This is a genomic window from Tistrella mobilis, from assembly GCF_041468085.1.
GTDB classification, from domain to species: domain Bacteria; phylum Pseudomonadota; class Alphaproteobacteria; order Tistrellales; family Tistrellaceae; genus Tistrella; species Tistrella mobilis_A.
Map to the genome: position 1 here is coordinate 548,579 of NZ_CP121017.1, position 26,076 is coordinate 574,654.

23 protein-coding genes are annotated in these 26,076 nt (G+C 67.9%); 14 read left to right on the top strand and 9 right to left on the bottom strand.

Going from position 1 to position 26,076, the window contains the following annotated elements; translation table 11 throughout:
- Positions 1-8 precede the first annotated feature (8 nt).
- Positions 9-809: a ribosome biogenesis GTP-binding protein YihA/YsxC gene (gene yihA / locus P7L68_RS08260; RefSeq protein WP_372004083.1), complete on the top strand. Its 801-nt coding sequence runs from the start codon at positions 9-11 to the stop codon at positions 807-809.
- Between the two features lie 174 nt (positions 810-983).
- Positions 984-1,901, top strand: a complete 918-nt coding sequence (argB, locus tag P7L68_RS08265; protein ID WP_372004085.1) for an acetylglutamate kinase — start codon at positions 984-986, stop codon at positions 1,899-1,901.
- A gap of 116 nt (positions 1,902-2,017) precedes the next feature.
- Here the strand turns inward: argB and P7L68_RS08270 are convergent, their stop codons facing one another.
- Together P7L68_RS08270 and P7L68_RS08275 are read right to left on the bottom strand one after the other, a co-directional pair.
- Positions 2,018-3,370, bottom strand: coding sequence for a methyl-accepting chemotaxis protein (locus P7L68_RS08270; protein WP_372004087.1), 1,353 nt, complete (start codon positions 3,368-3,370; stop codon positions 2,018-2,020).
- Positions 3,371-3,669: 299 nt separating this feature from the next.
- Complete coding sequence (locus tag P7L68_RS08275) at positions 3,670-5,346, bottom strand: EAL domain-containing protein (protein ID WP_372004089.1); 1,677 nt, start codon at positions 5,344-5,346, stop codon at positions 3,670-3,672.
- A 155-nt stretch (positions 5,347-5,501) separates the two neighbouring features.
- Between P7L68_RS08275 and P7L68_RS08280 the strand changes: the two genes are divergently transcribed.
- The 8 genes from P7L68_RS08280 to P7L68_RS08315 all read left to right on the top strand — a co-directional run bounded on the left by P7L68_RS08280 (position 5,502) and on the right by P7L68_RS08315 (position 14,706).
- Complete coding sequence (locus P7L68_RS08280) at positions 5,502-6,269, top strand: pyrimidine 5'-nucleotidase (protein WP_372004091.1); 768 nt, start codon at positions 5,502-5,504, stop codon at positions 6,267-6,269.
- A gap of 74 nt (positions 6,270-6,343) precedes the next feature.
- Positions 6,344-7,210 carry a 2,3,4,5-tetrahydropyridine-2,6-dicarboxylate N-succinyltransferase gene (dapD, locus tag P7L68_RS08285; protein WP_372004093.1) on the top strand — a complete coding sequence of 289 codons (867 nt, stop codon included), beginning with the start codon at positions 6,344-6,346 and terminating at the stop codon, positions 7,208-7,210.
- Positions 7,211-7,263: 53 nt separating this feature from the next.
- On the top strand, positions 7,264-8,445 hold the full coding sequence (gene dapE / locus P7L68_RS08290) for a succinyl-diaminopimelate desuccinylase (protein WP_372004095.1): 1,182 nt from the start codon (positions 7,264-7,266) through the stop codon (positions 8,443-8,445).
- Positions 8,442-9,047 (top strand): hypothetical protein, encoded by a 606-nt coding sequence (locus tag P7L68_RS08295; protein WP_372004097.1) that lies wholly within the window; start codon positions 8,442-8,444, stop codon positions 9,045-9,047. The genes dapE and P7L68_RS08295 overlap by 4 nt, the downstream gene beginning before the upstream one ends.
- A gap of 113 nt (positions 9,048-9,160) precedes the next feature.
- Positions 9,161-9,685: a sigma-70 family RNA polymerase sigma factor gene (locus P7L68_RS08300; protein ID WP_372004099.1), complete on the top strand. Its 525-nt coding sequence runs from the start codon at positions 9,161-9,163 to the stop codon at positions 9,683-9,685.
- On the top strand, positions 9,678-10,688 hold the full coding sequence (locus P7L68_RS08305) for a FecR domain-containing protein (protein ID WP_372004101.1): 1,011 nt from the start codon (positions 9,678-9,680) through the stop codon (positions 10,686-10,688). Before P7L68_RS08300 ends, P7L68_RS08305 begins: the two co-directional genes overlap by 8 nt.
- 84 nt (positions 10,689-10,772) lie before the next feature.
- Complete coding sequence (locus P7L68_RS08310) at positions 10,773-13,247, top strand: TonB-dependent siderophore receptor (RefSeq protein ID WP_372004103.1); 2,475 nt, start codon at positions 10,773-10,775, stop codon at positions 13,245-13,247.
- A 4-nt stretch (positions 13,248-13,251) separates the two neighbouring features.
- Positions 13,252-14,706, top strand: a complete 1,455-nt coding sequence (locus P7L68_RS08315) for a PepSY-associated TM helix domain-containing protein (protein ID WP_372004105.1) — start codon at positions 13,252-13,254, stop codon at positions 14,704-14,706.
- Here the strand turns inward: P7L68_RS08315 and truA are convergent.
- Genes truA through def form a run of 3 tightly spaced genes read right to left on the bottom strand, consistent with a single transcriptional unit; the run spans position 14,622 to position 17,014 of the window.
- On the bottom strand, positions 14,622-15,437 hold the full coding sequence (gene truA, locus P7L68_RS08320) for a tRNA pseudouridine(38-40) synthase TruA (protein ID WP_372004107.1): 816 nt from the start codon (positions 15,435-15,437) through the stop codon (positions 14,622-14,624). The genes P7L68_RS08315 and truA overlap by 85 nt on opposite strands.
- Positions 15,437-16,405, bottom strand: coding sequence for a methionyl-tRNA formyltransferase (gene fmt / locus P7L68_RS08325; protein WP_372004109.1), 969 nt, complete (start codon positions 16,403-16,405; stop codon positions 15,437-15,439). Before fmt ends, truA begins: the two co-directional genes overlap by 1 nt.
- Positions 16,406-16,444: 39 nt before the next feature.
- Entirely contained in the window at positions 16,445-17,014 is a 570-nt protein-coding gene (gene def / locus P7L68_RS08330) for a peptide deformylase (protein ID WP_372004111.1), read from the bottom strand.
- 189 nt (positions 17,015-17,203) lie between these two features.
- Between def and P7L68_RS08335 the strand changes: the two genes are divergently transcribed.
- The 3 genes from P7L68_RS08335 (at position 17,204) to P7L68_RS08345 (ending at position 21,623) form a co-directional block, all read left to right on the top strand.
- Positions 17,204-18,361 carry a DNA recombination protein RmuC gene (locus tag P7L68_RS08335; RefSeq protein WP_372004113.1) on the top strand — a complete coding sequence of 386 codons (1,158 nt, stop codon included), beginning with the start codon at positions 17,204-17,206 and terminating at the stop codon, positions 18,359-18,361.
- Positions 18,362-18,486: 125 nt separating this feature from the next.
- Entirely contained in the window at positions 18,487-20,130 is a 1,644-nt protein-coding gene (locus P7L68_RS08340; protein ID WP_372004115.1) for a hypothetical protein, read from the top strand.
- Between the two features lie 362 nt (positions 20,131-20,492).
- Entirely contained in the window at positions 20,493-21,623 is a 1,131-nt protein-coding gene (locus tag P7L68_RS08345) for a hypothetical protein (RefSeq protein WP_372004117.1), read from the top strand.
- Between the two features lie 18 nt (positions 21,624-21,641).
- Here P7L68_RS08345 and P7L68_RS08350 read toward each other — a convergent pair whose 3' ends face one another.
- Entirely contained in the window at positions 21,642-22,934 is a 1,293-nt protein-coding gene (locus P7L68_RS08350) for a glycosyltransferase (protein WP_372004118.1), read from the bottom strand.
- A gap of 16 nt (positions 22,935-22,950) precedes the next feature.
- Positions 22,951-23,550: a recombination mediator RecR gene (gene recR / locus P7L68_RS08355; RefSeq protein WP_372004120.1), complete on the bottom strand. Its 600-nt coding sequence runs from the start codon at positions 23,548-23,550 to the stop codon at positions 22,951-22,953.
- 135 nt (positions 23,551-23,685) lie between these two features.
- Here recR and P7L68_RS08360 point away from each other — a divergent pair, with 135 nt between their 5' ends.
- Entirely contained in the window at positions 23,686-24,219 is a 534-nt protein-coding gene (locus P7L68_RS08360) for a DUF4269 domain-containing protein (RefSeq protein WP_372004122.1), read from the top strand.
- 7 nt (positions 24,220-24,226) lie between these two features.
- Here P7L68_RS08360 and P7L68_RS08365 read toward each other — a convergent pair whose 3' ends face one another.
- Positions 24,227-24,730: a Dps family protein gene (locus P7L68_RS08365; protein WP_014746206.1), complete on the bottom strand. Its 504-nt coding sequence runs from the start codon at positions 24,728-24,730 to the stop codon at positions 24,227-24,229.
- Between the two features lie 180 nt (positions 24,731-24,910).
- Positions 24,911-26,050, bottom strand: a complete 1,140-nt coding sequence (locus tag P7L68_RS08370) for an AAA family ATPase (protein WP_372004124.1) — start codon at positions 26,048-26,050, stop codon at positions 24,911-24,913.
- Between the last annotated feature and the right edge of the window lie 26 nt (positions 26,051-26,076).

A 26,076-nucleotide genomic window follows, 5' to 3' on the forward strand; every position in this document is an offset into this window, starting at 1 on the left:
TGCCGGAGATGAACGCCGGACCAGATCAGACGCGGGACGGCGGTCCCGACATCTCCCCGGAGACCGTTGCGACCACCCCGACCCCGGCCGCGGAAGCGGCCGGGGTTCCGGTTTCCGGGGCCCGGGAGGCGGCGGAGCCCGATGCCGTCGACCGTGCGACAGAGGCTCTGGATCCCGAACTGGTCCAGGCCGGCCGCAGCCTGCTGCTGGGCCCGGTCTCCTTCGTCATGGGCGCCGCCGGGCTGCGCGACCTGCCGCCCGACGATCTGCCCGAAATCGCCTTCGCCGGCCGGTCCAATGTCGGCAAGTCGAGCCTGATCAACGCGCTGACCGAGCGTGGCAACCTTGCCCGCGTGTCGAACACCCCCGGCCGCACCCAGCAGCTGAACTTCTTCCGTTTCGCCGACCGGCTGATGATGGTCGACATGCCCGGCTACGGATATGCCGAGGCACCCAAGGCCATGGTCAAGGCCTGGCAGAAGATGGTGTTCTCGTATCTGCGCGGCCGCAGCAATCTTGCCCGGGTCTATGTCTTGATCGACGGCCGCCACGGGGTGAAGGAGAACGACCGCGAGGTGTTCAAGCTGCTGGACGATGCGGCGGTGAGCTATCAGGTGGTCGTGACCAAGGCGGACAAGGAAAAGGCGCCGGTGCTGGAGAAGCGGCTGCAGGCGATCGAGGCCGAGCTGCGCCGTCATGTGGCGGCGTATCCGGAGGTGATCGTCACCAGCAGCCGTAAGATGCGCGGCATGGAGACGCTGCGCGCGGCGATCGCCCGGCTTCTGCTTGAGAACAATCAGGGCGGCTGAGCCACCGGCCGGCCGGCTTGTGTATTTTCCGGCGTGTGTATTTTGTCGTCATCCGGCGGTTTCCGTGCCGCCCGGTTCGGCGTATGGTCCCGGCTTGGAAAAGGCCGGCCTCTCAGGGCCCGGCCGTCACGAACCTTGGGCCTGCCACCCGCAGTCTTTCAGGAGCGCCGCCGCATGAGCACCTCCAAGACCCCCAATTCGATCTCGGACACCAAGCACTGGCTGCGGACGGCCGCGACGATCTCGGACGCGCTGCCTTATTTGCGCCGCCATTCCGGCAGCACCTTCGTCATCAAATACGGCGGCCATGCCATGGGTGACGAAAGCCTGGCCGAGACCTTTGCGCGCGACATCGTGCTGCTGAAGCAGGTGGGCATCAATCCGGTGGTGGTGCATGGCGGCGGGCCGCAGATCGGCCAGATGCTGGAGCGGCTGAAGATCGCCTCCAGCTTCGTCGACGGGCTGCGCGTCACCGACAAGGCGACGGTCGAGGTGGTCGAGATGGTTCTGGCCGGCTCGATCAACAAGCAGATCGTGGGGGCGATCAACGCCGCCGGCGGCACCGCCATCGGCATCTGCGGCAAGGACGGCAACCTGATCCGCGCCGAGAAGCTGCGTCGTACCAAGCGCGACCCGGACAGCAATATAGAGCGGATCCTCGACCTGGGCTTCGTGGGTGAGCCGACCGAGATCAATGACAAGGTCATCACCACCATCGCCCAGTCCGACATGATCCCGGTGATCGCGCCGGTGGGCGTGGGCGCCAAGGGAGAGACCTTCAACATCAATGCCGATACCGCGGCCGGCGCCATTGCCGCCGCCGTCCAGGCCCGCCGGCTGCTGATGCTGACCGATGTGCCGGGCGTGCTCGACAAGGAAGGCAATCTGATCTCGGATATGAGCGTGGCGGAGGCCCGTCGCTACATGGCCGACGGCACCATCACCGGCGGTATGATCCCCAAGGTCGAGACCTGCATCGCCGCGGTGGAGGGATCCACCGAAGCGGCCGTGATCCTGGATGGCCGGGTTGCCCACGGCATGATGCTGGAGACTTTCACCCATCGCGGCATCGGCACGCTGATCCACGCCTGACGGCGGTTCAGGGCGCCACGGCAGCACGAGCCGTAGCCATATGAAAAGAGAGAGGGGTGCCGACGGATCGGCACCCCTCTTTTCGGTTCATGCAGCCGGTCGGTCCCGGTTCGTGCTCAGGAGGCCTTGCGAACCTCGTCGAGGAAGTCGTCCACCGCCCGACGCAGATGGCGCGACTGATCGTTCAGCATGGCCATGGCCGTGTTCACCTCGCCGGCCGCGGCGCGGCTGGTGCCGGATCCGGCCTGCAGCCCGTCCATCAGTTCGGACACGCGGCGGTTGCCCTGGGCGGCATCTGCCACGGCCCGTGCGATTTCGCGGGTGGTTGCAACCTGTTCCTCGACCGCCGCGGCCACCGAGGTCGAGATGGCGTCGATCTCGCCGATGCCGCTGGTGATGGCGCTGATCGCCTCCACCGCATCACGCGTCGCCTGCTGGACCTGGGCGATCTGGCGGCCGATATCATCGGTGGCGGTTGCGGTCTGATTGGCCAGGGTCTTCACCTCGCCGGCGACCACGGCGAAGCCCTTGCCGGCTTCGCCGGCCCGTGCCGCTTCGATGGTGGCGTTCAGCGCCAGCAGATTGGTCTGCTGAGCGATGCTGTTGATCAGCGAGACGACTTCGTCGATCCGCTGGGTGGTCTCGGCCAGGGTGCGGACCACTGCATCGGTGCGCTTCGCATCCTCGACCGCGCGTGCCGCCATGCCGGCAGACTGTGCCACGCGGCTGCCGACCTCGGCGACGGAGGCCGCAAGTTCCTCGGTGGCGCTGGCCACGGCCTGGACGTTGCCGGCAGCATCGCGGGCGATATCGGCGGCCTGCGAGGCGCCGTCGAGGGCCTGAACCGCCGTCTCGGACATCCGCCGGGTCGCGGCTTCGGCATCCTGCGCCGCCTGGCCCATGGAGGTGGCCACCCGCCCCATCTGCCGATCGAAACTGTCGGCCAGTCTGCCGATCACCTCGGTACGTTTTGCCGCTTCGGCTTCGGCATAGGTTTCGAGCAGAAGTTCCAGATCCAGCCAGGCCATCTTGGACAGGGCCGTCCGGAAGGCGGCGTCGTCATTGCGGCGGCGGTTGTGGCCGAACAGGCCGCTGGAACCGGCGTTGCAGAGATCGTTGATAATGGCGCGCGAGACCGTGGAATGGCAGATCGCAACCGCATAGCCCGGCACGCCGTGGTCGTAGAAGGCCGAGGCGAGCCTGCGCGCCGAGGCGGCGAAGCCGTCACCGATCTGGCCACCGGCGGCCCGGCCCCAGTGGGCCAGCCGGACGGCGTGGACCTCCGGGTCTTTGAGCGCCGCCTGAATTTCAGGCCAGGGGGCAAACCGCTCATGCAGGGCGTCAAGCAGGGCGGGCAGCCGCTGCTGAACCCGCGCCCGATATGCCGCCAAGGCGTTCAGATCGTCATCGTTCAGGTCGAATGCCGCACAGCGGCGGCGCTGATCGGCATCAAGCGTCTGTAGGCTCATGGGCCCGGTCCCGTCTCGCAACTTGAAAGGTCTGCCCTATCGGACGGTGCTGAGATTGTTCGACGCCGCAACATGGCAAGGTCGATGTACATATGTCATCGAAAAACCGTCGGCCGTGGCGATTTGCCGATGACTCACCCAGGAGAGCAGTTCCTGGTCATCTCAACCAAATTCGGGGGCGCAGAGTTTCAACATGTCATCCAGGTGACGGTTTTCATTTAAGGCTAAAAAGCTTGCAAAAAAATGAATGCGCTATTTTGGATCACTACCCGACAAAAAAATCCGACGGGGAATTTGTCTCACTTGCGCGGGGGCGTCTGCTCGTGAAAATCCGAGATGTCCACCGACGGCCGTCCGAACAGATAACCCTGTCCGTATTGGACGCCATTGGAGCGCAGGAAGTTCGCCGTCGCTTCGTTCTCGATCATTTCACCGACGGTGATGATGCCCAGACTGTTGCACAATTGAATGATCGCGCGCAGGAACTTGCGGTCGTCATCCGTCTTGAGTGCATTGCGGACATAGGAACCGTCGATCTTGACCAGATCGACCTTCAGCGATCGCAGATACTGGAACGAGGCCTGGCCTGATCCGAAGTCGTCGAGGCAGACCCGGTGCCCGGCACGGCGGAGATCCTGCAGGAAGGCGTTGGCCCGGCCCAGATCGTCGATCCGCGCGGTTTCCGTCACTTCGAACATCAGCCGATCGCGCATTGGCCCCAACGTTGCCAGCAGCTTATTGAAGGCGATCACGAAGCTCTCGCTCTCGATCGACCGCGCCGACAGGTTGACCGCCAGCCGCAGCACCTGGCTGCGCTGCTCCGCCCGCTTGATCTTGTCGATCACCATCCGGCAGATGGCGAGGTCGAATTCTTCGATGAAGCCGGCCTGCTCGGCGAAGGTGATCACCTCGAACGGGCTTTCATCGACCCGCTTCAGCCGCAGCAGCGCTTCATAATGCTCGACCTGACGGGATGCCAGATCGACGATGGGCTGCAGCGCCACCCGGAAATCCCGGCGGCGGATGATGCCGCGATATTCCGAGATCCGCCGGGCGGTATCGTCGACCATCTCGCCATGCTGGCGGCGCAGGCTGTTGATCCGGCCCGACAGCTTGCGCTCCTTCAGCTGTTCGGCCACGAAGCTGATCGCCCGGGCGACGTCGGTTGAGCCCAGTTCGGCGCCGTCGAGCGGCATGGTCGCCATGCGCAGGCCCAGCACATCGCCCTTGGGATCGACGGTGCGGGCCAGCCTGCTGACCTGTTCGCGGAGCTTGGCGACATCGGTCTCGGCGCCGTGGATGACGCTGTAGGTGTCCTGATCCAGCCGGGCAGCGCTGTCGCCCACCACCGAATTGGCGCGCAACAGGCTGGTCAGGTTGGCCATGAACTCGTCGGTCAGTGACCGGTCGAGCTGCTGACGCAGCAGGCCGAAGCGTTCAAGATGTAGCAGGGTCATCTCGTAGCTGGAGCCGATATCATTGGCTTCCTGCTGGCGGTGCTTGGCGATCTGGGCGAAGGACCGGGCCGAAATCAGGCCGGTCTCAACATCGCGCGCCTCGGTCGCGACATCGGTTGCGACCATGTATTTGGGCAGGGACAGGGCCAGAAAGTAATGACCACCCAGATCCGGCAGCCGGTAGCCGCTCACGATCGCCCGCCGGGTGACGGTGGAATGCGGGTTGGCCAGCCGCACCATCACCGCTTCGAAGCGGCCGGCGACGCCGGGGCGATCCAGCACGGCGGTGATCATCCGCCGATCGTCTTCTGCCACCAGCTCATCCAGGGCCACGCCGATCAGCCGGTCCTGCTCACGGCCGAGCAGGCCCGTGGTCGCACCGGCCACGAAACGGATGATCCGCGCCTCGTCCAGTTCGAGCAGGATATCGGCAGCCGTAAAGGCCAGCGCGACGAAACGGTCGCGTTCCTGCTTCAGGCTGCGAATGGGCTCTGGCGTCTGCACGCTCTGCCGGGACATCGGACCCTTGTTTCGAAAACCTTGTCCCCGATCTTCCGACAGGAACGTGGTCAAGTATATCTCCAACGTGCGTCAAGGAAGCCTTAACGTCGTATCCGGGATGTGCGGGCGGCGGGCCCGTGCAGGATCTCCTTCGCTTCGAGGAACCGCAGCTGATGACTCATACCCCATCCACCCCTTCGGAGGACAGCCTGCTTGGGCCCGTCGCTCTGAAACCGGGCCTCGACTGGTCGGCGCTCGACCATGTCGACACCTGGATCTTCGATCTGGACAATACTCTTTATGCCGCCGGCTCGCGCCTGTTCGACCAGGTCCACCGCCGCATGACCGCCTTCATCATGGAGAGCTTTTCGCTCGATCGCGAGGCGGCGCTGACCCTTCAGCGCGATTATTTCCGCGCCCACGGCTCCACCCTGCGCGGGCTGATGCTCCGCCATGGCCTGGATCCGCATGATTATCTGAACTATGTCCACGACATCGACGTCTCGGTGCTGCCGCCGGCGCCCGGGCTTGGGGTGGCGATCGACCGGCTGCCGGGGCGCAAGCTGGTGTTCACCGCCGGCTCCACCGCCCATGCCGACCGCATCCTGACCCGCATGGGCATCGCCGACCGGTTCGAGGCGATCTTCGACATCGTGGCCGCCGACTTCGTGCCCAAGCCTGCGCCCGAAGTCTATGATCTGTTCTGCAGCCGCTATGGCGTCGACGCGGCGACATCGGTGCTGTTTGAAGACAGCGCCCGCAATCTGGCCCCGGCGGCGGCGCTGGGCATGCGCACGGTCTGGATCAATACCGGCGAGCCGTTCTCGCTGCTGGGATCGAAGGGCGACCATATCGACTGGGTGTCGCCGGACCTCTCGCTCTGGCTGGAGGCCTATCTCGCCCATCTGGATACGGTGGGGCGGGACCGGAGCGCACGTTGACACCCGCCCCGCGCGGCCTAAACTGCGATCCGTGCGCGCCTGCGCGCCCCCCAACCTGTCCCGAGGGAGACGACATGACCGCGACCGCCGCACCCGCCACGGCAGAACTGGCCGCCGTGATCGAGGCCGCCTGGGAAAACCGCGCCGAGATCGGCATCGCCACCAAAGGCGAGGTCCGCGATGCGGTCGATGCCGCGCTTGAGGCGCTGGATGGCGGCGTTCTGCGCGTCGCCGAAAAGGCGGCCGACGGCAACTGGGTGGTGCATCAGTGGCTGAAGAAGGCGGTTCTGCTGTCCTTCCGCCTGAACGACATGGCGCCGATCCCCGGCGGCCCCGGCGGCAATGCCCCCTGGTTCGACAAGGTGCCGTCGAAGTTCGAGGGCTGGGACGATGCCCGCTTCCGCGCCGCCGGCTTCCGCGCCGTGCCGAATTGCGTGGTGCGCCGCTCCGCCTATATCGCCCCCGGTGCCGTGCTGATGCCGAGCTTCGTGAACATCGGTGCCTATGTGGGCGAGGGCACCATGGTCGATACCTGGGCGACCGTCGGTTCCTGCGCCCAGATCGGCCGCAATGTTCATATCTCGGGCGGTGCCGGTATCGGCGGCGTGCTGGAGCCGCTGCAGGCCGGCCCCGTGATCATCGAGGACGGTGCCTTCATCGGTGCCCGCTCGGAAGTGGCTGAAGGCGTGATCGTGGGCGAGGGCGCTGTGCTCTCGATGGGCGTCTTCCTGGGCGCCTCGACCAAGATCGTCGACCGCGAGACCGGCCAGATCCATATCGGCAAGGTGCCGCCCTTCGCGGTGGTGGTGCCGGGTGCCCTGCCCGGCCGGCCGCTGCCCGACGGCACCCCCGGTCCCAGCCTCTATTGCGCCGTGATCGTGAAGACGGTCGATGCCCGCACCCGCGAGAAGACCGGCATCAACGAGCTGCTGCGGACCTGATGGCGGCCTGTGCCGCCTCCTGCCCCCTCTAAACTTGACCGGATTCCCGCCCCATGGCCGTCATCGACACCCTCGACCTCGCCCGCGACCTGATCCGCCGGCCGAGCGTGACCCCGGCCGATGCCGGCGCGCTCGACGTGCTCCAGGCGGCACTTGAGGGGCTGGGCTTCACCTGTCACCGGCTGCCTTTCGAACAGCCCGGCTGGGATCCGGTCGACAATCTTTATGCCACGATCGGTGATCGTGACGGTGATCTGCCGGTGCTGGGCTATGCCGGGCATACCGACGTGGTGCCGGTGGGTGATGCCGCCGGCTGGACGGTCGATCCCTTCGGTGCCGAGGTGATCGACGGCCATCTCTACGGCCGCGGGGCGGTCGATATGAAGGGCTCGATCGCCGCTTTCGTGGCGGCGGTCTCGCGCTACATTGCAGAGGGCGGCAAGCCCCGGCTGGCGCTGGTCATCACGGGCGACGAGGAACGCGACGCGATCAACGGCACGGTGAAGATGCTGGGCTGGATGCGTGATCGCGCCGAGCGCATGGATCACTGCCTGGTGGGCGAGCCGACCAACCCGATGCGACTGGGTGAGATGATCAAGATCGGCCGGCGCGGCAGCGTCACCGGCCATCTGACGGTTTATGGCATGCAGGGCCATGTGGCCTATCCCCATCTGGCCGACAATCCGGTGCCGCGGCTGCTGAAGATGCTGTCGAGCGTGGTGGAGCACGAGCTGGACCAGGGGACGCCCTATTTCCAGCCGTCGAGCCTTCAGGTCACCACCATCGATATCGCCAACCCGGCGACCAACGTCATTCCGGGGATCGCGAAGGCGAGCTTCAACATCCGCTTCAACGATCTGCACACCCCGGCCAGCCTTGAAGCCTGGCTGCGGCGCAGTTTCGATGCAGTCGGCGGGCGCTGGGAGATGGATTACCGGATCACCGGCGATGCCTTCGTCACCGAGCCGGGGCCGTTCTCCTCGCTGGTGGCCCATGCGGTCAAGGCCGAAACCGGGCTCGATCCGGATCTTTCCACCACCGGCGGCACCTCGGATGCGCGGTTCATCAAGGATTACTGCCCGGTCTGCGAGTTCGGCCTGATCGGCCAGACCATGCACAAAACCGACGAGCGGGTGGCGGTTGCGGCGCTGGAAGCGTTGTCGCGCATCTATGAGCGGGTGATCGCCGATTACATGGCGACGCCGCCCGCCCGGATCGGCGCGGTCGGAGCGTGAGCGCTGGCGGCGGCGATCTGCTCCGCGGCATTCGCGGAGGCCTGGGCCTCGCCCGCTTCGACCGGCGGGCGCTGGATCTGTTGCGGATCGACGTCACCGGTTTCTGGCACTCCTTCACGGCCCTGCTGCTCGCGGTACCGGGCTATCTGCTGCTCTACAGCCTGCCGGTGCCGGGCGAAGGGGCGACGCCTCCCTCGCCCGGCGAAGAGGCAGCCGCCGACGTCATCGCGACCATGGCGACTGGCACGGATCATTTCGGCCTGCTGGGCGATGTGCTGGTCGATCTCCTTGCCTGGGCGAGTTTCCCGCTCCTGCTGCTGATCCTGGCCCGGCGCACCGGTATCGCCCGGGGCTTCGTGCCCTATGTCGTTGCCCGCAACTGGCTGTCGATGGTCCAGGTCTATGTGATGGTGGCGGTGATCGCGACCGCCGGCGTGCTGCCGGCGCCGCTTGCCGGCCTGCTCACCACCTTGGCGCTTGCGGCGCTGATCGGCATGGAATGGTTCATGACCCGGCTGACGCTCGGGCTCAATTCCGGGGCGGTGACCCTGATCGTGCTGCTGGCGATCCTCTGGCCGATCCTCCTGGCCCGCCTCGTCTGATGGTGCTGCCTCTTCGGCCGGACCGGATGGTGAAACGATCATTTCACCCGATATTGATACGCACTCGCATTCAGGCTAGGGTTCGGCCCTGAATGATCTCCGGTGCGGGTGCATTGACCCACGATCTCGGCAAACTGGCGCTGTTCATGGCCCATCGCGCGGACCTGATCGACTATGCGACGTCGATCACGGGTGGTGATCGCGCGCGTGCCGAGGATGTCGTCCAGGATGCCTTCCTGCGCTTCGTGCCCGCAGGCCAGACCGATGCGGCGCTGGATCAGCCGCTGGGCTATCTGTACCGGATCGTGCGCAATCTGGCGCTGGACTGGAGCCGCCGGCGGGCGGTGGAGGTCCGCAACCAGGACGAAGGCGCCCCCTGGTGGATGCTGCCGGCGGTGCCGCGCACGCCCGAGGAAGAGGTCACCCATCGCCGCACGCTGGCGCGGATCGTGACGGTGCTGAACCGGCTGGAGCCCGATATCCGCATCGCGGTGGAGATGCACCGGTTCGGCGGCCATACGCTGGGCGAGATTGCCGCAAGGCTGGGGGTGTCGGTGCCGACCGCCCATCGGATGGTCCGCGGCGCCCTGATGCAGATCGCCGCGGCGATCGGGCCGGATGATGCCGGCCATGGCTGAGGATCCGGTGCTCGAAGCGGCATTCGACTGGCTGCTGCGCCTGCAGGACACCCCGGAGGATCCGGCGGTCCGGGCCGGCTGGCAGGCCTGGCGGCGGTCCGATCCGGCGCATGAGGCCGCCTGGGCGCGGGTCTGCGCGACCTGGCGCGATCTGGGGGAGGCGGGGCCCCTGCGGGTGGTGCCTGTGCAGGCCGATACCCTGCCGCCGGTTGGCGATACCAGGCCGCAACCGCCGCGCCGCCCCATGCAGCCCCGGCCCATGCGGCACAGGGCCTTGCGCCGCGGGGCCATGATGGCGGCGGCCGCCGCGGTCGTTGCGATGGTGGCGGTCGCGAGCGTCAGGCCGGGCGGCTTTGCCGGTCTCGGCGCCGATGCCGCGACCGGTGTGGCCGAGACCCGCCGGGTGGTGCTGGCCGATGGCAGCCGGGTGGAACTCGACGGCCGCACCGCGATCCGCAGCCGCTTCGACGACGGCCGGCGCGAGGTGACCCTGATCGATGGCGGCGCCTTCTTCGACGTGATGCCCGATCCCGCCCGGCCCTTCATCGTTCGGGCCGGCGATGTCGCGGTCACCGTCACCGGCACCGCCTTCGACGTGGCCGCCGATGGCGGCCGGGTGGTGGTGGAGGTGGCGAGCGGCACCGTCCGGGTGGCGCCGGCCAGGGGCCGACGCGTGGAGCAGCTGGCGGCCGGCGACCGGCTGGCGGTCGATACCGCAAGCGGCGCCGTCACCCGGGGGCGACTGGCGCCCGAGGATGTCGGTGCCTGGCGGGACGGCCGGCTGTTCGTCTCCGATGCCACGGTCGCCGAGGTGGTGGCGGAATTGCGGCGCCACCAGCCGGGCTGGATCCTGATCACCGATGCGGCACTCGGCGCCCGCCGGGTGACCGGGCTTTACGATCTGCGCGATCCGCAGCGCGCGCTGAAGGCGATGATGCGGCCGGTCGGCGGCGAGGTCCGCGCCTTCGGCCCGCTTCTGACGCTGGTCACCGCCGCGGGCTGAGAGGCCCGGTCATTTTTTCCTGAAAAGAAAAATCGAGCCGTCCGTTGTTGGGATGAGAACGCAAATGATCCGCATTTGCGTGAGATGGTCTCCGACGAGGAAGGGTTCGACGGTATGCGGGATGGGGCAGGGCGGGTAACGATCGCCGCCGGGGTCGGCTTCGGGCTGATGACGGTGCTGGCGCCGGTCGGGCTGGTGGCCCTGACGGCCGTGGCGTCGGTGGCGGTGGCCGCCGGCATGGACCGGATCGCCTTCGACATCCCGGCCCGGCCGCTGGACGAGGCGCTGGCCGCCTTCGGCCGCCAGGCCGGGGTTCAGGTCAGCGGCGCGGCCGAGGTGGTCGCGGGCCGGCGGGGCGGCGCTGTTCAGGGGCAGTTCAGCGTCGACGAGGCGCTGGGCCGGTTGCTCGCCGGCACCGGCATCGGCTGGATCACCGAGGCGGACGGCACCGTGACCCTGCTGCCGGCGCCGCCATCCGACGGGACCACCCGGCTCGACCCGCTGACCGTCACCGGCAGCCGCCGGGCAGTTGAGACGGCGACCGGCCCCGTCGAGGGCTATCTCGCCACCCGCAGCTTCACCGCAACCAAGACCGATGCGTCGATCCTGGAGACCCCGCTCTCGGTGCAGGTGGTGCCGCGCGACGTGATCGAGGATCAGGGGTCGCTCAACCTCAAGGACGTTTACGAGAATGTGAGCGGTGTCCAGCAGGCCGGCAACACGCTGAACGCCCAGTCCGAAGTCCTGCCGATGATCCGCGGTTTCGAATCGCCCGGCCTGCTGCGCAACGGCTTGCGGGCGACATCGACCGGCGCGGTCGATCTGGTGAATGTGGAGCGGGTCGAGGTTCTGAAGGGGCCGGCCTCCATCCTCTATGGCGCGCTTGAACCGGGCGGCGTGGTCAATGTCGTCACCAAGCGTCCGCAGGCCGAAGCGGCCTATGTTCTGGAGCAGCAGATCGGCACCGACGAGCTGTTCCGCACCTCGGTCGATCTGACCGGGCCGGTGACCGCCGATCGCGACCTGCTTTACCGGCTGAACGCGGCCTATACCGATGCCGGCTCGTTCCGCGACGAGATGGAGGTCGACCGCTATGCCGTGGCGCCCAGCCTGCTCTGGCTGCCGGATGACGACACCGAGCTTCTGGTCGACCTTGCGGTGGTGCACGAGGAACAGCCCTACGACACCGGCATCCCCCTCGGCACCGACGGCCGGCCGCTGGTCGATCCGTCGACCTTTTTCGGCGATCCCGATCTCGGCGGGCGGACCATCGACGACTACACCGCCGCCTATCAGCTGACCCACCGCCTCGACGACACCTGGACGCTGCGCAACCAGCTTCAGTTCCACCGCGCGGATTCGAAGAACGAGGCGCTCCGACCGCGGGGTGTGGTCGACACCGCCGCGGGTTCGTTTCTGCCGACGCGCTACCAGAACGAGGACCGGCGGGAAGACGAGATCCAGTTCGTGCTCGATGCCACGGCGGCGTTCCAGACCGGGACGGTCGATCATGAGGTTCTGCTGGGCGCCGAACTGATCCGTCAGGACTCCGACGTCCGGCGGTCGCGGGTCAACGGCCCGGTCATTCCGATTTCAAATGATCCGCAGGTCGATTTTCCGGTGCCGGCCAATCTCGCCGTCGAGCGGGTCCAGGGCACGACCGAATGGGCCGGCCTCTATCTTCAGGATCAGATCTCCCTGCTCGATGACGGCCGGCTGAAGCTTCTGCTCGGCGGGCGCTACGACACGTTCCGCCAGGACAATGAGAGCGACGGCGTCGCCACCCCCGATATCGAGGAAGGCGCCTTCACCGGCCGTGCCGGGGTGCTCTACCGGCTGACGCCGCAATATTCCGTCTATGCCAGCGTCACCCAGTCCTTCCTGCCGCAGCGGCCGGGCATTCTCGACCGCTCCGGATCGCCGATCCTGCCCGAGGAAGGGCTGCAATACGAGGTCGGCGCCAAGGCGGCCTTCTTCGACGAGCAGCTTCTGGCCACGGTCTCGGTCTTCCAGATCGAGAAGGAGAATGTCGCGGTCTTCGACAACGCCCTCTACAACGCCACCGGCATCTCGGCCTATCTGTCGGATGTGCGCGAGCGCAGCCGCGGCATCGAATTCGATCTGACCGGCCAGCTGACCGACGGCCTGAAGGTCGTGGCCAACTACGCCTTCACCGAAACCGAGACCCTCTCCAATCCGGACGATCCCTCCGCGGTGGGCCAGCCGCTGGGCGGCGTGCCCCGCCACAAGGCGCGGCTGTGGATGAGCTATGACTTCCAGGAAGGCGACCGCGCGGGCGGGCTCGACCTCTATGGTTGGGGGCTGGGCGGCGGCGTGCGCTATACCGGCACCAGCACGGCCCAGTTCGACCCCAGCATTGAACTCGACGACTACATCGTGACCGATGCAGCACTCTGGTATGCCTGGGGCGGCGGCCGGGTCGGGCTCAATGTCTACAACCTGTTCGACGAGGCGTATATCGTCCGCGCCAGCGACCGGTCGATCGCCCATCCGGGCCAGCCCTTCGCGGTGCTCGGCTCGCTGACGCTCAGGTTCTGAACCGGTGCCGCCGATCGACCGCCCCCGCACCGGCCTCTTCAGCCGCAAGGGCCTGTTCCGGATCCATGCCTGGATCGGGCTGGTCCTCGGCTATCTGCTCTATGTGATCTGCCTCTCGGGCACGATGGCGGTCTTCGGCCATGAACTCGCCTGGCTGGGCGATCCGGCGAAACGGGTCGTGGCCCCGGCGGCCGGCACGCCGCGGATTTCGTGGCAGGGGCTGTACGACCGGGTCGCCGCCGCCCATCCGGATCTGAGCATCCTGGGGCTCGCCATGGATCCGGACGATCTGCGCCGGCCGGCCTGGGCGCTGGTGGCGGGGCGGGAAGGCGATCTCCGCCGGGTGCCGGTCGATCCCTGGACGGGGGAGCCCGGCCCCCAGAAGGCCGGGCTGGACCTGCATCTCTGGCTCAGGGTCTTCCACAAGCAGCTCTATGTCGTGCCCGGCGTGACCGGGGTGCACGGGGCGCTGATCGTGGGGGCGCTGGCCCTGCCGCTGCTGGTAGCGCTGATCACGGGCCTGATCACCACCCGTCGCTGGTGGCAGGCGGCTGTGACCCTGCGCACGGGGCGGAGCGCCCGGCTGTTCTGGTCGGATCTCCATCGCTTTGCCGGCGTGTGGTCGATGCTGATCGGCCTCCTGATCTGTCTGACCGGGCTCTGGTATCTGGTCGAGACGGCGGCCGATACCGCCGGCACAGGCTTTACCGAGGGGCCCGCCCCGCCCACTCCCGCGCCGATCGGGGGCGGCCCTCTGGTCGATCTGGACCTTGCCGTGTCGCGCGCCGGCGACGCCTTTCCGGCGCTGGTGGTGACCACGATCATACCGCCCCACCGGCCGGGCCATCCGCTGGTGCTGGCGGGCCGTGGGGATGGCGTGCTGCTGCGCGACGGTACCGAAGGCGTCGCCCTGGATCCCACGACCGGCGCCGTGCTCCAGATCCGCGATGCGGCGGGGCTGACCCTGCTTCAGCGCTGGGTGAACACTGCCGATCCGCTGCATTTCGGCACCTTCGGCGGCCTGGCGACCCGCATCCTGTGGCTGGTGGCGGGGCTGCTCACCAGCGCCGGCATCCTGGCCGGGCTGATCGGGGCCTGGCTACGGCTGGACCGCCGGCCGACCGGGCAGTCTGCCGATCCCCGGGCGCGGATCGGCGCCGTCGCCACCATCCTGCCCTGTCTGGGGCTGCTTGCCGCCGCCGCCCATGGCAGCTGGGTCTATGGCGTGGTGGCCGCCCGGCCGAAGCTGCTGCCGGGCGAGATGGCCTCGGTCGGGCTGGCTCCGGGAGAGACGGTCATCCTGGTGCTGATCCTGGCGGCAGTGGCGGCGCCGCTGCCGCTCTGGCTCAGGCTGACCTTCCGGCGCGCGGCGGTTCAGTCGCCGCCATCCTCGTCTCCCGATGCCGGTCGCAGCCGGCGGCGCGCGGCCATTTCCGCCCAAAGCTCCGGCGGCGGATAGGCGACCAGATCCAGGCACAGCCCCTGGGGCGGGGCGGTCTGGCCGGCAGCGGCGCGGTTTCGGGCTTCCAGCGCCCGGGTGACGTCGTCGGGCGTCCAGCGGCCGCGGCCGACCATGGCCAGCGTGCCGACCATGATCCGCACCTGGTTGTGCAGGAAGGCCTGGGCCCGGGTGCGGATCAGCACCTCGTCGCCTTCGCGCCGGATGGTCAGCTCGTCGAGCGTGCGCATCGGCGATTTCGCCTGGCAGTCGGTCGATCGGAAGCTGGAGAAATCGTGATGACCCAGCAGCCGGGCGGCGGCGGCGGTCATCGCCTCCAGATCCAGCGGCCAGGGCACGTGCCACAGCCGGTTGCGGTCCAGCGCCGGCTGTGCCCGGCGGTTCAGGATCCGGTAGGTGTAGCCGCGGCCGATGGCGGTGAAACGGGCATCGAAACTGTCCGGCACCGCTTCGGCATCCACCACCGCCACCGCTTCCGGCTTCAGGAAGTGGTTGATTGCCGACATGGTGGTGAAGGGGCTGTCGGCGCGGGGCAGATCCACATGCACCACCTGGGCCGAGGCATGGACGCCGGCATCGGTGCGCCCCGCCGCGCGGAGCGTGCAGGGGCTGCCTGTATAGGCTTCGATCGCCTCTTCCAGCACCTGCTGAACCGAAGGCAGGCCATCCTGGCGCTGCCAGCCGACATAGCCCGTGCCGTCATACTCGACGGTGAACTTCCAGCGCTGCATCAGCCGAGCCGGGCACCGGCGGCGAGCGCCGGGAAACCGCGGGCCAGATCATCCAGGGTCATCGGCTTGCGGCCGGCGCGCTGGGCGCGGATCAGCCGGAGCGCCCGGCCGTCGCCGCAGGCGACCGACCGGGCGTCGGCAAGCAATGTGCCGGGCAGGGTGCCGGCCGGCACCGGGAGATCCGAGGGGATGGCCTCGATCAGCCGCAGGCTCTCCCCCTCCAGTTCGAAAAAGGCGCCGGGCCAGGGGGTGAAGGCGCGCACCAGCCGGTCGATCCGTGCGGCATCGGCCGTCCAGTCGATCCGGCCTTCGGCCTTTTCCAGCTTTTTCGCATAGGTCACGCCGTCTTCCGGCTGCGGTTCGGCGGTGATGCTGCCGTCCAGAACCCCCGGCAGGGTGCGGGCCAGAAGGGCCGCGCCATCGGCCGCCAGCCGGTCGTGCAGCTCCTGCGCCGTCATCCGCGGGCCGATCGGCACCCGGCAGGTGGCGAGCATCGGCCCGGTATCGAGCCCGGCTTCCATCTGCATGATGGTGACGCCGGTTTCCGCATCGCCTTCCAGCAGCGCGCGGTGAATGGGCGCGGCACCGCGCCAGCGCGGCAGCAGAGAGGCATGGACGTTGATGCAGCCATGGGCCGGCGCATCCAGCACCGGCCGTGGCAGGATCAGCCCATAGGCGGCGACCACCGCGACATCGGCGCCAAGATCGGCGAAAGCGGCCCGGTCGGCCGGATCGCGCAGCGTTGCCGGCGTGCGCACCGGAATGCCCAGCGCCTCCGCCCGGGCTGCCACGGGGGTGGGCTGCAGCTTCTGGCCGCGCCCGGCCGGCCGGGCCGGCTGGGTATAGACGCAGATCACGTCATGCCCGGCGGTAACCAGTGCGTCGAGCGAGGGGACGGCGAAATCGGGCGTGCCCATGAAGACGACGCGCGCCCGATGCGGGGCGCGGGCGGGGGTGTCGGTGCTCATCGGGCGCGCAGATCCGGTTCGGTGAGAGAGGTGGTGTTCTCAGACGGCGGCGGCGGCCGGCGTCTTTTCGGGCTTGGTCTTCTCGGGCTTGTCGTTGCCCAGGCGGCGGGCCTTCAGCAGCTTGCGCAGGATCATATTGCGCTTGATCGACGACAGATGGTCGACGAACAGCACCCCGTCCAGATGGTCGATCTCGTGCTGGACGCAGACCGCCAGCAGGCCGTCATCCTCGATTTCCTGCACAGTGCCGTCGCGGTCCAGATAGCGCACCCGCACGGCGGCCGGCCGGACCACATCGGCATAATGGCTGGGCAGCGACAGGCAGCCCTCTTCATAGGTCTTGTCCTCGTCCGAGACCCAGACGATCTCGGGGTTGGCCATGAAGAGCGGCGTCGGCTCCTTGCCCTCGCGGCCCCAGCAGACATCGATCACGATCACCCGCTGCAGCACGCCCACCTGCGGCGCCGCGAGCCCGATCCCCTCGGCGGCATACATGGTTTCGAGCATGTCGTCCATCAGCCGGCGCACGTCGTCGTCGACGCGCGCGACCGGGGTCGCGGTCTTGGTCAGGCGCGGATCGGGCGCGGTGAGGATGGGCATGATGGCCATGAGAGGTCACGACTCCAATTCTGTTCAAGGGTTAGGTATTACGGCGACATCGCGGGGTCAAGATCGCCCGGCGCCTGCCAGCCCTGCACGGGAGACGGCGCATCGCTTGTGCCGGTGGCCGTGCCGGCGCATGATCCCCGCCCCCGGCGACCCGTCCGGGCCCTGTTTCACCCGGGAGACGACCCGCCGATGCCTGATTTCGCCAGCCTCGATCCCGTTCCGCTCGCTATTGCGGCCCTGCTGCTGGTGGTGCTGGTCGCCGGCGGCTGGGTTGCGGCGGCGGCCGCCCGCCGGGCGCGTGCAGCCGAGGATGCCGCTCTCGACCAGGCGGAGATCCTGGAACGGCTGGCAGGGGATCTGGCCCGTGCCCAGGCCCAGCAGGCGGGGCGGATGGAACAGGTGGTGGCGGCCCTTGCCGCCCAGCAGGCGCAGGTGGATGCCCGGCTTCAGACCCAGGAGCGGATGATCGCCGAAACGGTAGATGCCCGCCTGACCACGCTTTCGGCCCGGCTGGAGCATCGCTTCGATCTGGAAGGCACCCGTGCCGCCCAGGCGGCGGCGGATCTGCGCGCCCGGCTGGCGGTGATCGATCAGGCCCAGCGCAACATCGCCGATCTGGGACAGAAGGTGGTCGGGTTGCAGGACATCCTGGCCAACAAACAGGCCCGCGGCGCCTTCGGCGAGGTCCAGCTTGCCGATCTGGTCGGCCAGATGCTGCCGCCCGGCGCCTATGCGATGCAGGCCACCCTGTCCAACGGCCGCCGTGCCGACTGCCTGATCCATCTGCCGCATCCGCCGGGGCCGATCGTCGTCGACGCCAAATTTCCGCTGGAAAGCTTCCATCTGCTCCGCCAGGCCGATAGCGATGCCCGGCGGACCGAGGCGGCGCGCGCCTTCCGCACGGCGGTCATGGCCCATGTGAAGGCGATTTCGGACCGCTATCTGATCCCCGGCGAAACGGCGGACGGCGCGGTGATGTTCCTGCCCTCGGAAGCCGTCTATGCCGAGCTGCACGGCAATTTTCAGGACGTGGTGGAAAAGGCCTTCCGCGCCCGGGTCTGGATCGTTTCTCCCACCACGCTGATGGCGACGCTGACCACCATCCGGGCGGTGCTCAAGGATGTGCGGGTGCGCGAGCAGGCGGCCGAGATCCGTGCCCAGGTCACCGCCCTGCTCGACGATCTCGCCCGGCTCGACGACCGGGCGGCGAAGCTGGTCCGCCATTTCGAACAGGCGGCAGAGGATCTGCGCGGCGTCCGTCTGTCGGCCGACCGGGCCGCCCGCCGGGCGGAGCGCATCGACGCCCTGCAGCTGGGCGACCGGGGCACGGAGGACGAGGCCGGCTGAGGGCGCGCCGGTCTGTTGCAACATGCTGCAACAGAAGACGAATCGGGAAGGCGGACGCCGCTTGCCATGCGGGGCGATGCCGAAGGTGCCGACGGGGCGCCTTCCATCCCAGGACCAAGAGGCCCATGGCCATCTTCACCTATCAGACCGTCGCCGCGATGCAGCAGCCGCCTGTGGGGGCCCTGCCGAGCCCGGGCGACACGGCGATCGTCGCCGGCTACCACATCTACGACGATGATGGCGGCGGTACCTTCCGTCTTGAAGTTCCGACCGGCCCGTATGCCGACAGGATCGACGAGGGCATGGTCCTCGACTGCGTCCGGTCCGACACCAACACGCGGATCGGGGTCTGGCGCCGGATCGATCAGGGGCCGGTGCGGACGGCCTGGTACGGCATCGGCAATGTCAGGGCGAATGGCGCCACGACGGTGACGGTCTCACAAACGGCGGCGCAGATCGAGCGGGCGATCAATGCCGCGGGATTCGGTGGTGTCGTCGTCTTCAGCGGGACGATCACGCTGGACCGGACCGTTCACATCCCGACAACCACGCAGCTGAAGGGGGAAGGCGAGGGTTGGGACCGGCCGCTGATCAAGGCGGGGGAGAATCTCAAGGTCATGTTCACCCGCGCGTCATCCACGCGCATCTGGGTCACGGGCATCAGTTTCGAAGGCTGGATCGATGGCAATGCGTCTCTGCCTGGCGACATCACGACCTCGGTGAACGGCTATGGGGCGCGGACCATCGGTTTCCTGCTCTACAACACCACTGGTCGGGCAGATCTGGACAGCGAGTTCGCCTTCTGTCGCTTCTACAATATGCGCATGGGCATTGTCGGCTTCGGCCGCAACTTTCTTGTGACCCGGACGCATTTCAGTTCGTGCCGCTACGGGATCGTGATTCATCGCGCGGCGAATTCGACGACCACCGATGTCACGATCCGCGGGTTCAATTTCATCGCCAACCGTTTCCACGGATGTGGCGGTCCCCGGCAGCAGGTCGACGTGGTGCTGAGGTCGTCGGTGACGGCCCAGAACACGGGGCTCGGTGCGTTCGAGGTGGGGGACATCGTCGTCTACCGGGCCGGAACTGCCCCAACCGGTCTTCGTGATAATATGCTCTACGTTGTCGGGGCGGACGGGGGTCTCTATGACCGTGCGGCACCAGGCCTGTATCATGAGCCGGCGACCGTCGCAGAGTGTGAGGCAATCAGCCCCACCAGCTGGGGCGCAACTGCTCAGACGGTTCAAAGGGTAAATGGTGGCGGGCTTTTCGACCGTTCGTCGACCTGCATCATGGTTGCAGGGCTGTCCAGCGCCCTGAAGGGCGGGCTGATCGCCGACTGCTATGTTGACGATTGCGGCCGCTTCTATCACGGCCCGATGGGCGATATGCGCATCACCGGCGTCACCGGCTACCGAGGCTATGAAACGCTCGTGGAAGCCGTGCCCGAGGGCGTGTCCCCGGAAGGCGAGGCGGTCAACGGCGCGATCACCAACTGCCAGTGGACCTGCGATCTCGCCAGCGCCACCACCTACAGACAGGGTCCGGCCATGCTGATCCACGGCGCCGGGGTGCAGGTTTCGAACAACCTGATCAGTGATGCCGTGACCGAGGGCATCCAGGTGCGGGCCGATCATTGCCTGATCACCGGCAACGTCGTTCGCAGGTCGGGTGCGCCTCAGGGGATCACTGTGTCGAGTAAGCACTGCCTCATCGAAGGCAACCTCGTCGAATCTTCGGCATCGGACGGCCTCCTTGTGATCTGACCAACAATACGGTCGGGACCAACGGCGTGACGATCGTCTAGTGAGGCTGGGCCGATCGATGACATTCCCATTACGGTTGCACATGATAATTATGATTCTTTTATGAGTTGAATGGGTCCGTCTCCCATGAAACCATGAAGTCGACCGGATGGATGGGGTCCTCCGGTCTCTCAACCAAGGGAGACGTATCATGCAGAACCGTAAGAAGAACGCCGACTATCTCGGCAGCCTGCTGGGCTGATCCAGCGGCCTTCTCATCCGTTGATTGACGGATGCGGGGTGGCGTGGTGCGCGCACGCAGCGTGTCGCACCACGCCACTTGATGAAAACTTGCGTGTCATGTGATCAGGCAAGAGGTGGCAATGGACCGGATCATCATCGACCCGACCGCAATGCGGCAGTTCGGCGACCCGGAGGGCGCCACCTTCGTTTTCGTCACCAACCGGTCGGCAGCCGATCGCTTCGAGGTCCGGCTGGGGCGGGGGGGCGGCGGCTATGCCGGTGACATGACGCTGTTCTACGAGAAGGGGCAGTCCTTCTCCGAGATTCTGGACCAGATGCCCGAGACGGCGCATATCCTGGTCATTTCTCCCGACGTCTATTACAAGTCGCCGCCGGCCGGTACGATCGGCGCCCGGCGCAAGCTTCTGGCGCTGGCCTGCAATTCGACGCCGACCGACATGGACAAGCTGGCCCATGGCATCCGGATGATCGAGGCGACGGACCCGGCCGCCCAGCAGGAGCTGGTCGATCAGTTCTTCGCGACGGCCGAGCAGTCGGCGTTCATGGAGATCGTCGATCCGCGCTACGGCACCCGTGCCCGCTTCGACCACATGTCCGACAAGTATGTCTGGAACGAACAGGCCGGTTTCCTCGGCTGGGGAGAGCAGCAGCTGGCGCCGTCGGGTGAAGTCAGCGCTCTGCCGCTGGATGTCTACGACTACAGCGCCGATCTCTCGCTCGGCATCGACGGGCAGATGGTGATCGAGGGCTATCCGATCCTGCACAACGGCGCGCCCAGCTATCATCCGGCCGATCAGGCGCGGATCCACAGCCGGTTGGCGGCCATGCAGCGCGGGCCGATGCTCGCCACCATCGAACGCGGCCATATCGTCCGGCTCGAAGCCCTGACGCCCGAAGCGGCGCCGGCGGTGGATATGCTGGAGCGGATGTTCGATGTCGACAGCCGCTACCGGATCATGTGGGAGTTCGGCTTCGCGGTGAACTGCACGCTGGAACTCTACGATGCCAACACCGCGATCAACGAACTCTATGGTGGTCGGACCGGCACCATTCATATCGGCCTGGGGCTGACGCCGCACACCCAGTATCATCTGGACATCGTCTGCCCGGCGACCACGATTCTGGGCGATCGCGGCCAGCATATCTTCGGGCCGCGTGCGGAAGAGATCATCGCAGGCACGGCCGCCACCGGCCGCGCGGGCTCTCTGGTCCGCATCCGCAGCGCCGCCTGCGGCTGCGTCGCCGCCTGACGGGCGACGCGTTCACGATCACCCGCCGCGCAACATGTCCTCGATCGCCAGCATGGCCGCATGCGCGCCGTCTTCGGCGCGCAGCCTGCGGCCGATCCGGCGGGCGGTGTCGGTCAGCGGGCCGTGGCGGAGCGCGCGGCGGATCGTGCGGCCCAGCCGGTCGCCGGTGCCGAGGCCGCCCGCCGCCAGCTGGCGCAGCCCCGGGCCCCGCAGGCCATAGCCGCCCGCCACGGCCCGGGCGGCCCAGAAGGGCTGGTCGGCGCCCCAGGGGCAGATCACCGCGGCGCGGCCGGCCATCAGCCCGGTCGCCAGCGTGCCCACCCCGCCGTGATGAACCACCAGATCGACATGCGGGAAGACCCGGGCATGGGGCATGCGGTCCAGCACCAGCACCCGGTCGCCGGCCAGGCGGTCCAGCGCCCGGCCGTCGATGCCGCCCCAGCCGGTGGTGACCAGCGCCGCCACATCGGCGCGCTCGATCGCGCGGGCCAGCGAACGTGCGACGCCGTTGCCGTCCACCCCGCTCATGCTGCCGAACCCGATATGGATCAGCGGTCGCCTGCGGGCGGTTGCGCGGGTGGCGAAGGCCGCCGCCTCGATCGGCAGGCCGGTATCGGCCGTCTCGTCGTCTTCAGCGCGCCAGAAGCCGGTGGTTGCGACCTCGGGCCCCCAGTCGTCGATGCGTGGCAACAGGGCGGTTGAAAAGGCGTTGAGCACCAGCCGCGCCGCAGGGGGCGGCGCCTTGCGACGTGGTGGCAGACCCAGGATTTCCGCGCGCCAGCGATCGGTGCGGCCGGCCAGCGGTCGGGCGAGCAGGGGGGTGAGGCAATAGCTCGCCCGGTTCGCCCAGGGGCCCATATCGCGGGCGAACAGGGCGGCATTCGGCACCACGGCCGTGGGGGCGATGCAGGGCAGCAGCGCCACCTGCGCCCAGGGCACGTGCAGTGCCTGGGCCAGATCGGCGGCACCGGTGTATTTCGGATGGGCGATGATCGCATCGGGCCGGAAGCTGCGTCCGCGGGCGGTGGTCTCGAACAGCGCGTCGGCGACGCGGGTCAGCGTGCCGGCCCGGGCCAGCCGGTCGATCAGCCCGGGCAGGCCGGCGGCATGGGCTTGCCCCTGCCGGGCCATGTCGCGGAAATCGATGGCGAGTTTCAGATGCCGGGCGCCGCTTTCGGCGACCATTCCCGCATCGCCTGCGGGGGCGGCCAGCCCCACCTCGTGACCGCGTGCCACCAGCCGCGCCGCCAGATTGACGAAGGGGCGGACATCCCCCTCGGTACCGGCGGTGAGCAGCAGCAGGCGGGCCATCGGCGGGGGCGTTCCCTCAGACCGGCCGCCGCGCCTTGAGCGCGGCCTGAATGGTACCGTCATCCATATAGTCGAGCGCGCCGCCCACCGGCATGCCATGGGCGAGGCGGGTGATATTGGCCTCGGGTGCCGCCTCTGTCAGGCGGTCGGCGATGTAATGGGCGGTGGTCTGGCCGTCGACGGTGGCGGGCAGGGCCATCACCACTTCGGTGATGCCGCCTTCCGCCACCCGCGCCGCCAGTTTCGGGATGCCCAGCTCGTCGGGGCCGATGCCGTCGAGGGCCGAGAGCGTGCCGCCCAGCACGTGATAGCGGCCCCGGAAGGCGCCGGCCCGCTCCATCGCCCAGAGATCCGCCACCTGTTCCACCACGCAGAGCTGGGCGGGGTCGCGCCGCTCGTCCGCGCAGACCCCGCAAGGGTCGCGGGCGTCCAGATTGCCGCAGATCGTGCAGCTTTTGACCTCGGCCGCCGCCTTGGCCAGTGCGTCCGCCAGCGGCATCATCAGCGCCTCGCGCCGTCTCAACAGGGTCAGTGCCGCGCGCCTGGCCGAGCGCGGGCCCAGACCCGGCAGGCGGGCGAGCAGGGTCACGAGCTTCTCGATCTCGGGTGCGGCCATGGGGTCTCGTGGTCCGGAATGGGCTTGGTGCGGGCAGACGGATGCCGACTATAGGTCAGTCGCCCGTCGCTTCCTAGGCCTGGGGCAGTGCGGCGATGCTGGACGGCGGCAGTGAAGGGTTGCAGGATCAGGGGCATGACCCCACGCGTGCCCTACCAGGAAGCCCTGCGCCGGATCGGTTATCCCGGGCGGCTTGCGGGTTTCGATCCGCATCCGGCCGGCACGCCGCCGCTCGGTCTCGACCGGCCGGAGAGCGATATCGACCTGCTGTGCCATGCCCCCGATCCCGAGGCGCTGGCGGCGGTGGCCTGGGCCGATTTCCGCTACCTGCCCGGCTTTTCGATGCATCGCTGGTGTGGCGACGGCCGGCCGGTGGTGGTGCGCTTCGTCTCGGCCGGCTGGCCGGTCGAAATCTTCGGCAGCCCGCTGCCGGTGGCGGAGCAGCCGGGCTGGCGCCATTTCGAGGTCGAGCGCCGGCTGCTCGCCCTCGGCGGGCCGGGCCTGCGACGGCAGGTGATCGCTGCGCGCGACCGGGGCCTCAAGACCGAGCCCGCCTTCGCGGCGGTGCTCGGTCTGGACGGCGACCCTTATGCGGCGATGCTGGCGGTGGCGGATCTGGACGATGACGGGCTCCGCCGCCTGCTCCGGCGGGCGAAGGTCAGCGTCTGAGCCGGGCTCAGCCCTCGCGCGCGGCCTCGAACAGGAACCAGGCGCGCTGCTCGGCAAGATCGGTCCACTCGTCCAGGATGCCGGAGGTGGCGTTGTCCTTCGCCTCGTCGACGATCTCCTTGGCCTCGCGCAGCTGCTTCACCAGGGCCAGATTGTCCTCGCGCAGCTCCGTCAGCATGTCGCGGGCCGACACGAACTCGGCGTCGTTGTCCTTGATCGACTGCAGTTTCGAGATGTGGCCGATCGAGCGCAGCGTGGTGTGGCCGATCTTGCGGACCCGCTCGGCGATCTGGTCGGTGGTGCCCAGGATCTGGGTCGCCTGCTCGTCGAGCAGCAGGTGATAGTCCCGGAAATGCGGGCCCGACACGTGCCAGTGGAAATTCTTGGTCTTGAGGTAGAGCGCGAAGCTGTCGGCCAGAATGGCGTTCAGCACCTCGGCCACTCCGCGGGCATTCTTGCCGCCGAGATCGGACGGGGTGGCGAGGTCGGCGGCGGGCGTTTTCTTCGGCATGATGCTCGGGCTCCGTGTTCCGGGTCTGGAGGGGAAATCCGCCGGGACATGGGCCGGTTCCGGCCTGTCCCGCCCCTGACATGTCGGGCGGCCACGGCTGCCGTACAAGCCCGGAGGATGAATGGCTGGGCGGCATGAATGTCATGACACGGGGCCGGCGGTATATGCATCTGCCACCGGTCAGCGCAGCACGACCGCGACCTCATGAGCTTCCGTCTGGTCCGGCACCTCCCACCGGCCGATCATCCGGTCGATCACGGCATCAGGTACCCGGGCTGCCCGCTTGCGGTTGCCGTGGCGCAGGCCGGGTTCGTCGGTCTCGACATAGACGATGCGGACCCGGGCGCCATAGGCGCGGAACATGCCGATCCACTGGCTGCGCGATTCGCGGCCGAGATTGGTGCCGCTCCAGGCAAAGTCGGTGCCGGCCCGCAGATGGGCCTTGGCCCGCGCCTTGGCCTCCTGAAGGACCCGGCCCTCGATCTCACCATGCCCTACGCCGAAGCTGGTGCGGATCTCGTCCAATCCCACAACCGGAAGTTCAGGTTGCGCTGTCTTCAGCCAGCTGGTCTTGCCCGCGCCGGGCAGGCCTGCAAGCATCGTGACGGTGAGGCGGGTATCGTCGTGCTGAGGATGGGCAGGATCAGTACGCCGGGTTTCAAAGAAGCGCATCCGGCTGTGATCGTCCGGGAAGTTGAAGGCGGTGTCGAAACAGTCTGCTTCCGCACAGAGGTCGCGGAACAGCTCGATATTGTCGAGCAGGCGTTGCGGATTGTCGCAGATCCGGCCCCGGGCATCGGCTTCGGCCAGCATCGCCAGCAGATGATTGGGGGCGCCAAGGCTGATCTCGATCGCCCGCCGCCGCGCTTCGATCGGATCCTTCTCGATCAGGAAAAGCGGGATCTGGTGGTGCAGGATCAGGGTGCAGATCCGCTCGCGGAGTGCAAAAGGTATGCCCATCCGCCAGAGGATTGCCCGCGCCATGATGGCGCCCTTGCGGGAGTGGCCCGGCTGCGACACGCGGCCGTCGGCAGTGATGCGCGTGGTCGCAGGCTTGGCGACATCGTGGAGCAGAGCGGCAGCGAAGACGCAGAGACGATCCGCTTCCGGCAGCCGCATCCAGGCCTCGGATGCGGTCAGCGCCTCCACCACCATACGGGTATGAACCAGAACATCGCCCTCGGCATGGTGTACGGGGTCGTGCGGGCAACCGGCGAGGTCGTTCAGCCACGGCAGTTCGGACTCAAGCGCGATCCAGTCCGGCGCGGCGGCGGGCGCAGGCATGAGGTCGATCAATGACGCATTCGCCGCGGCAGGCATGACACAGGCTCCAGAAAACGGGCAGC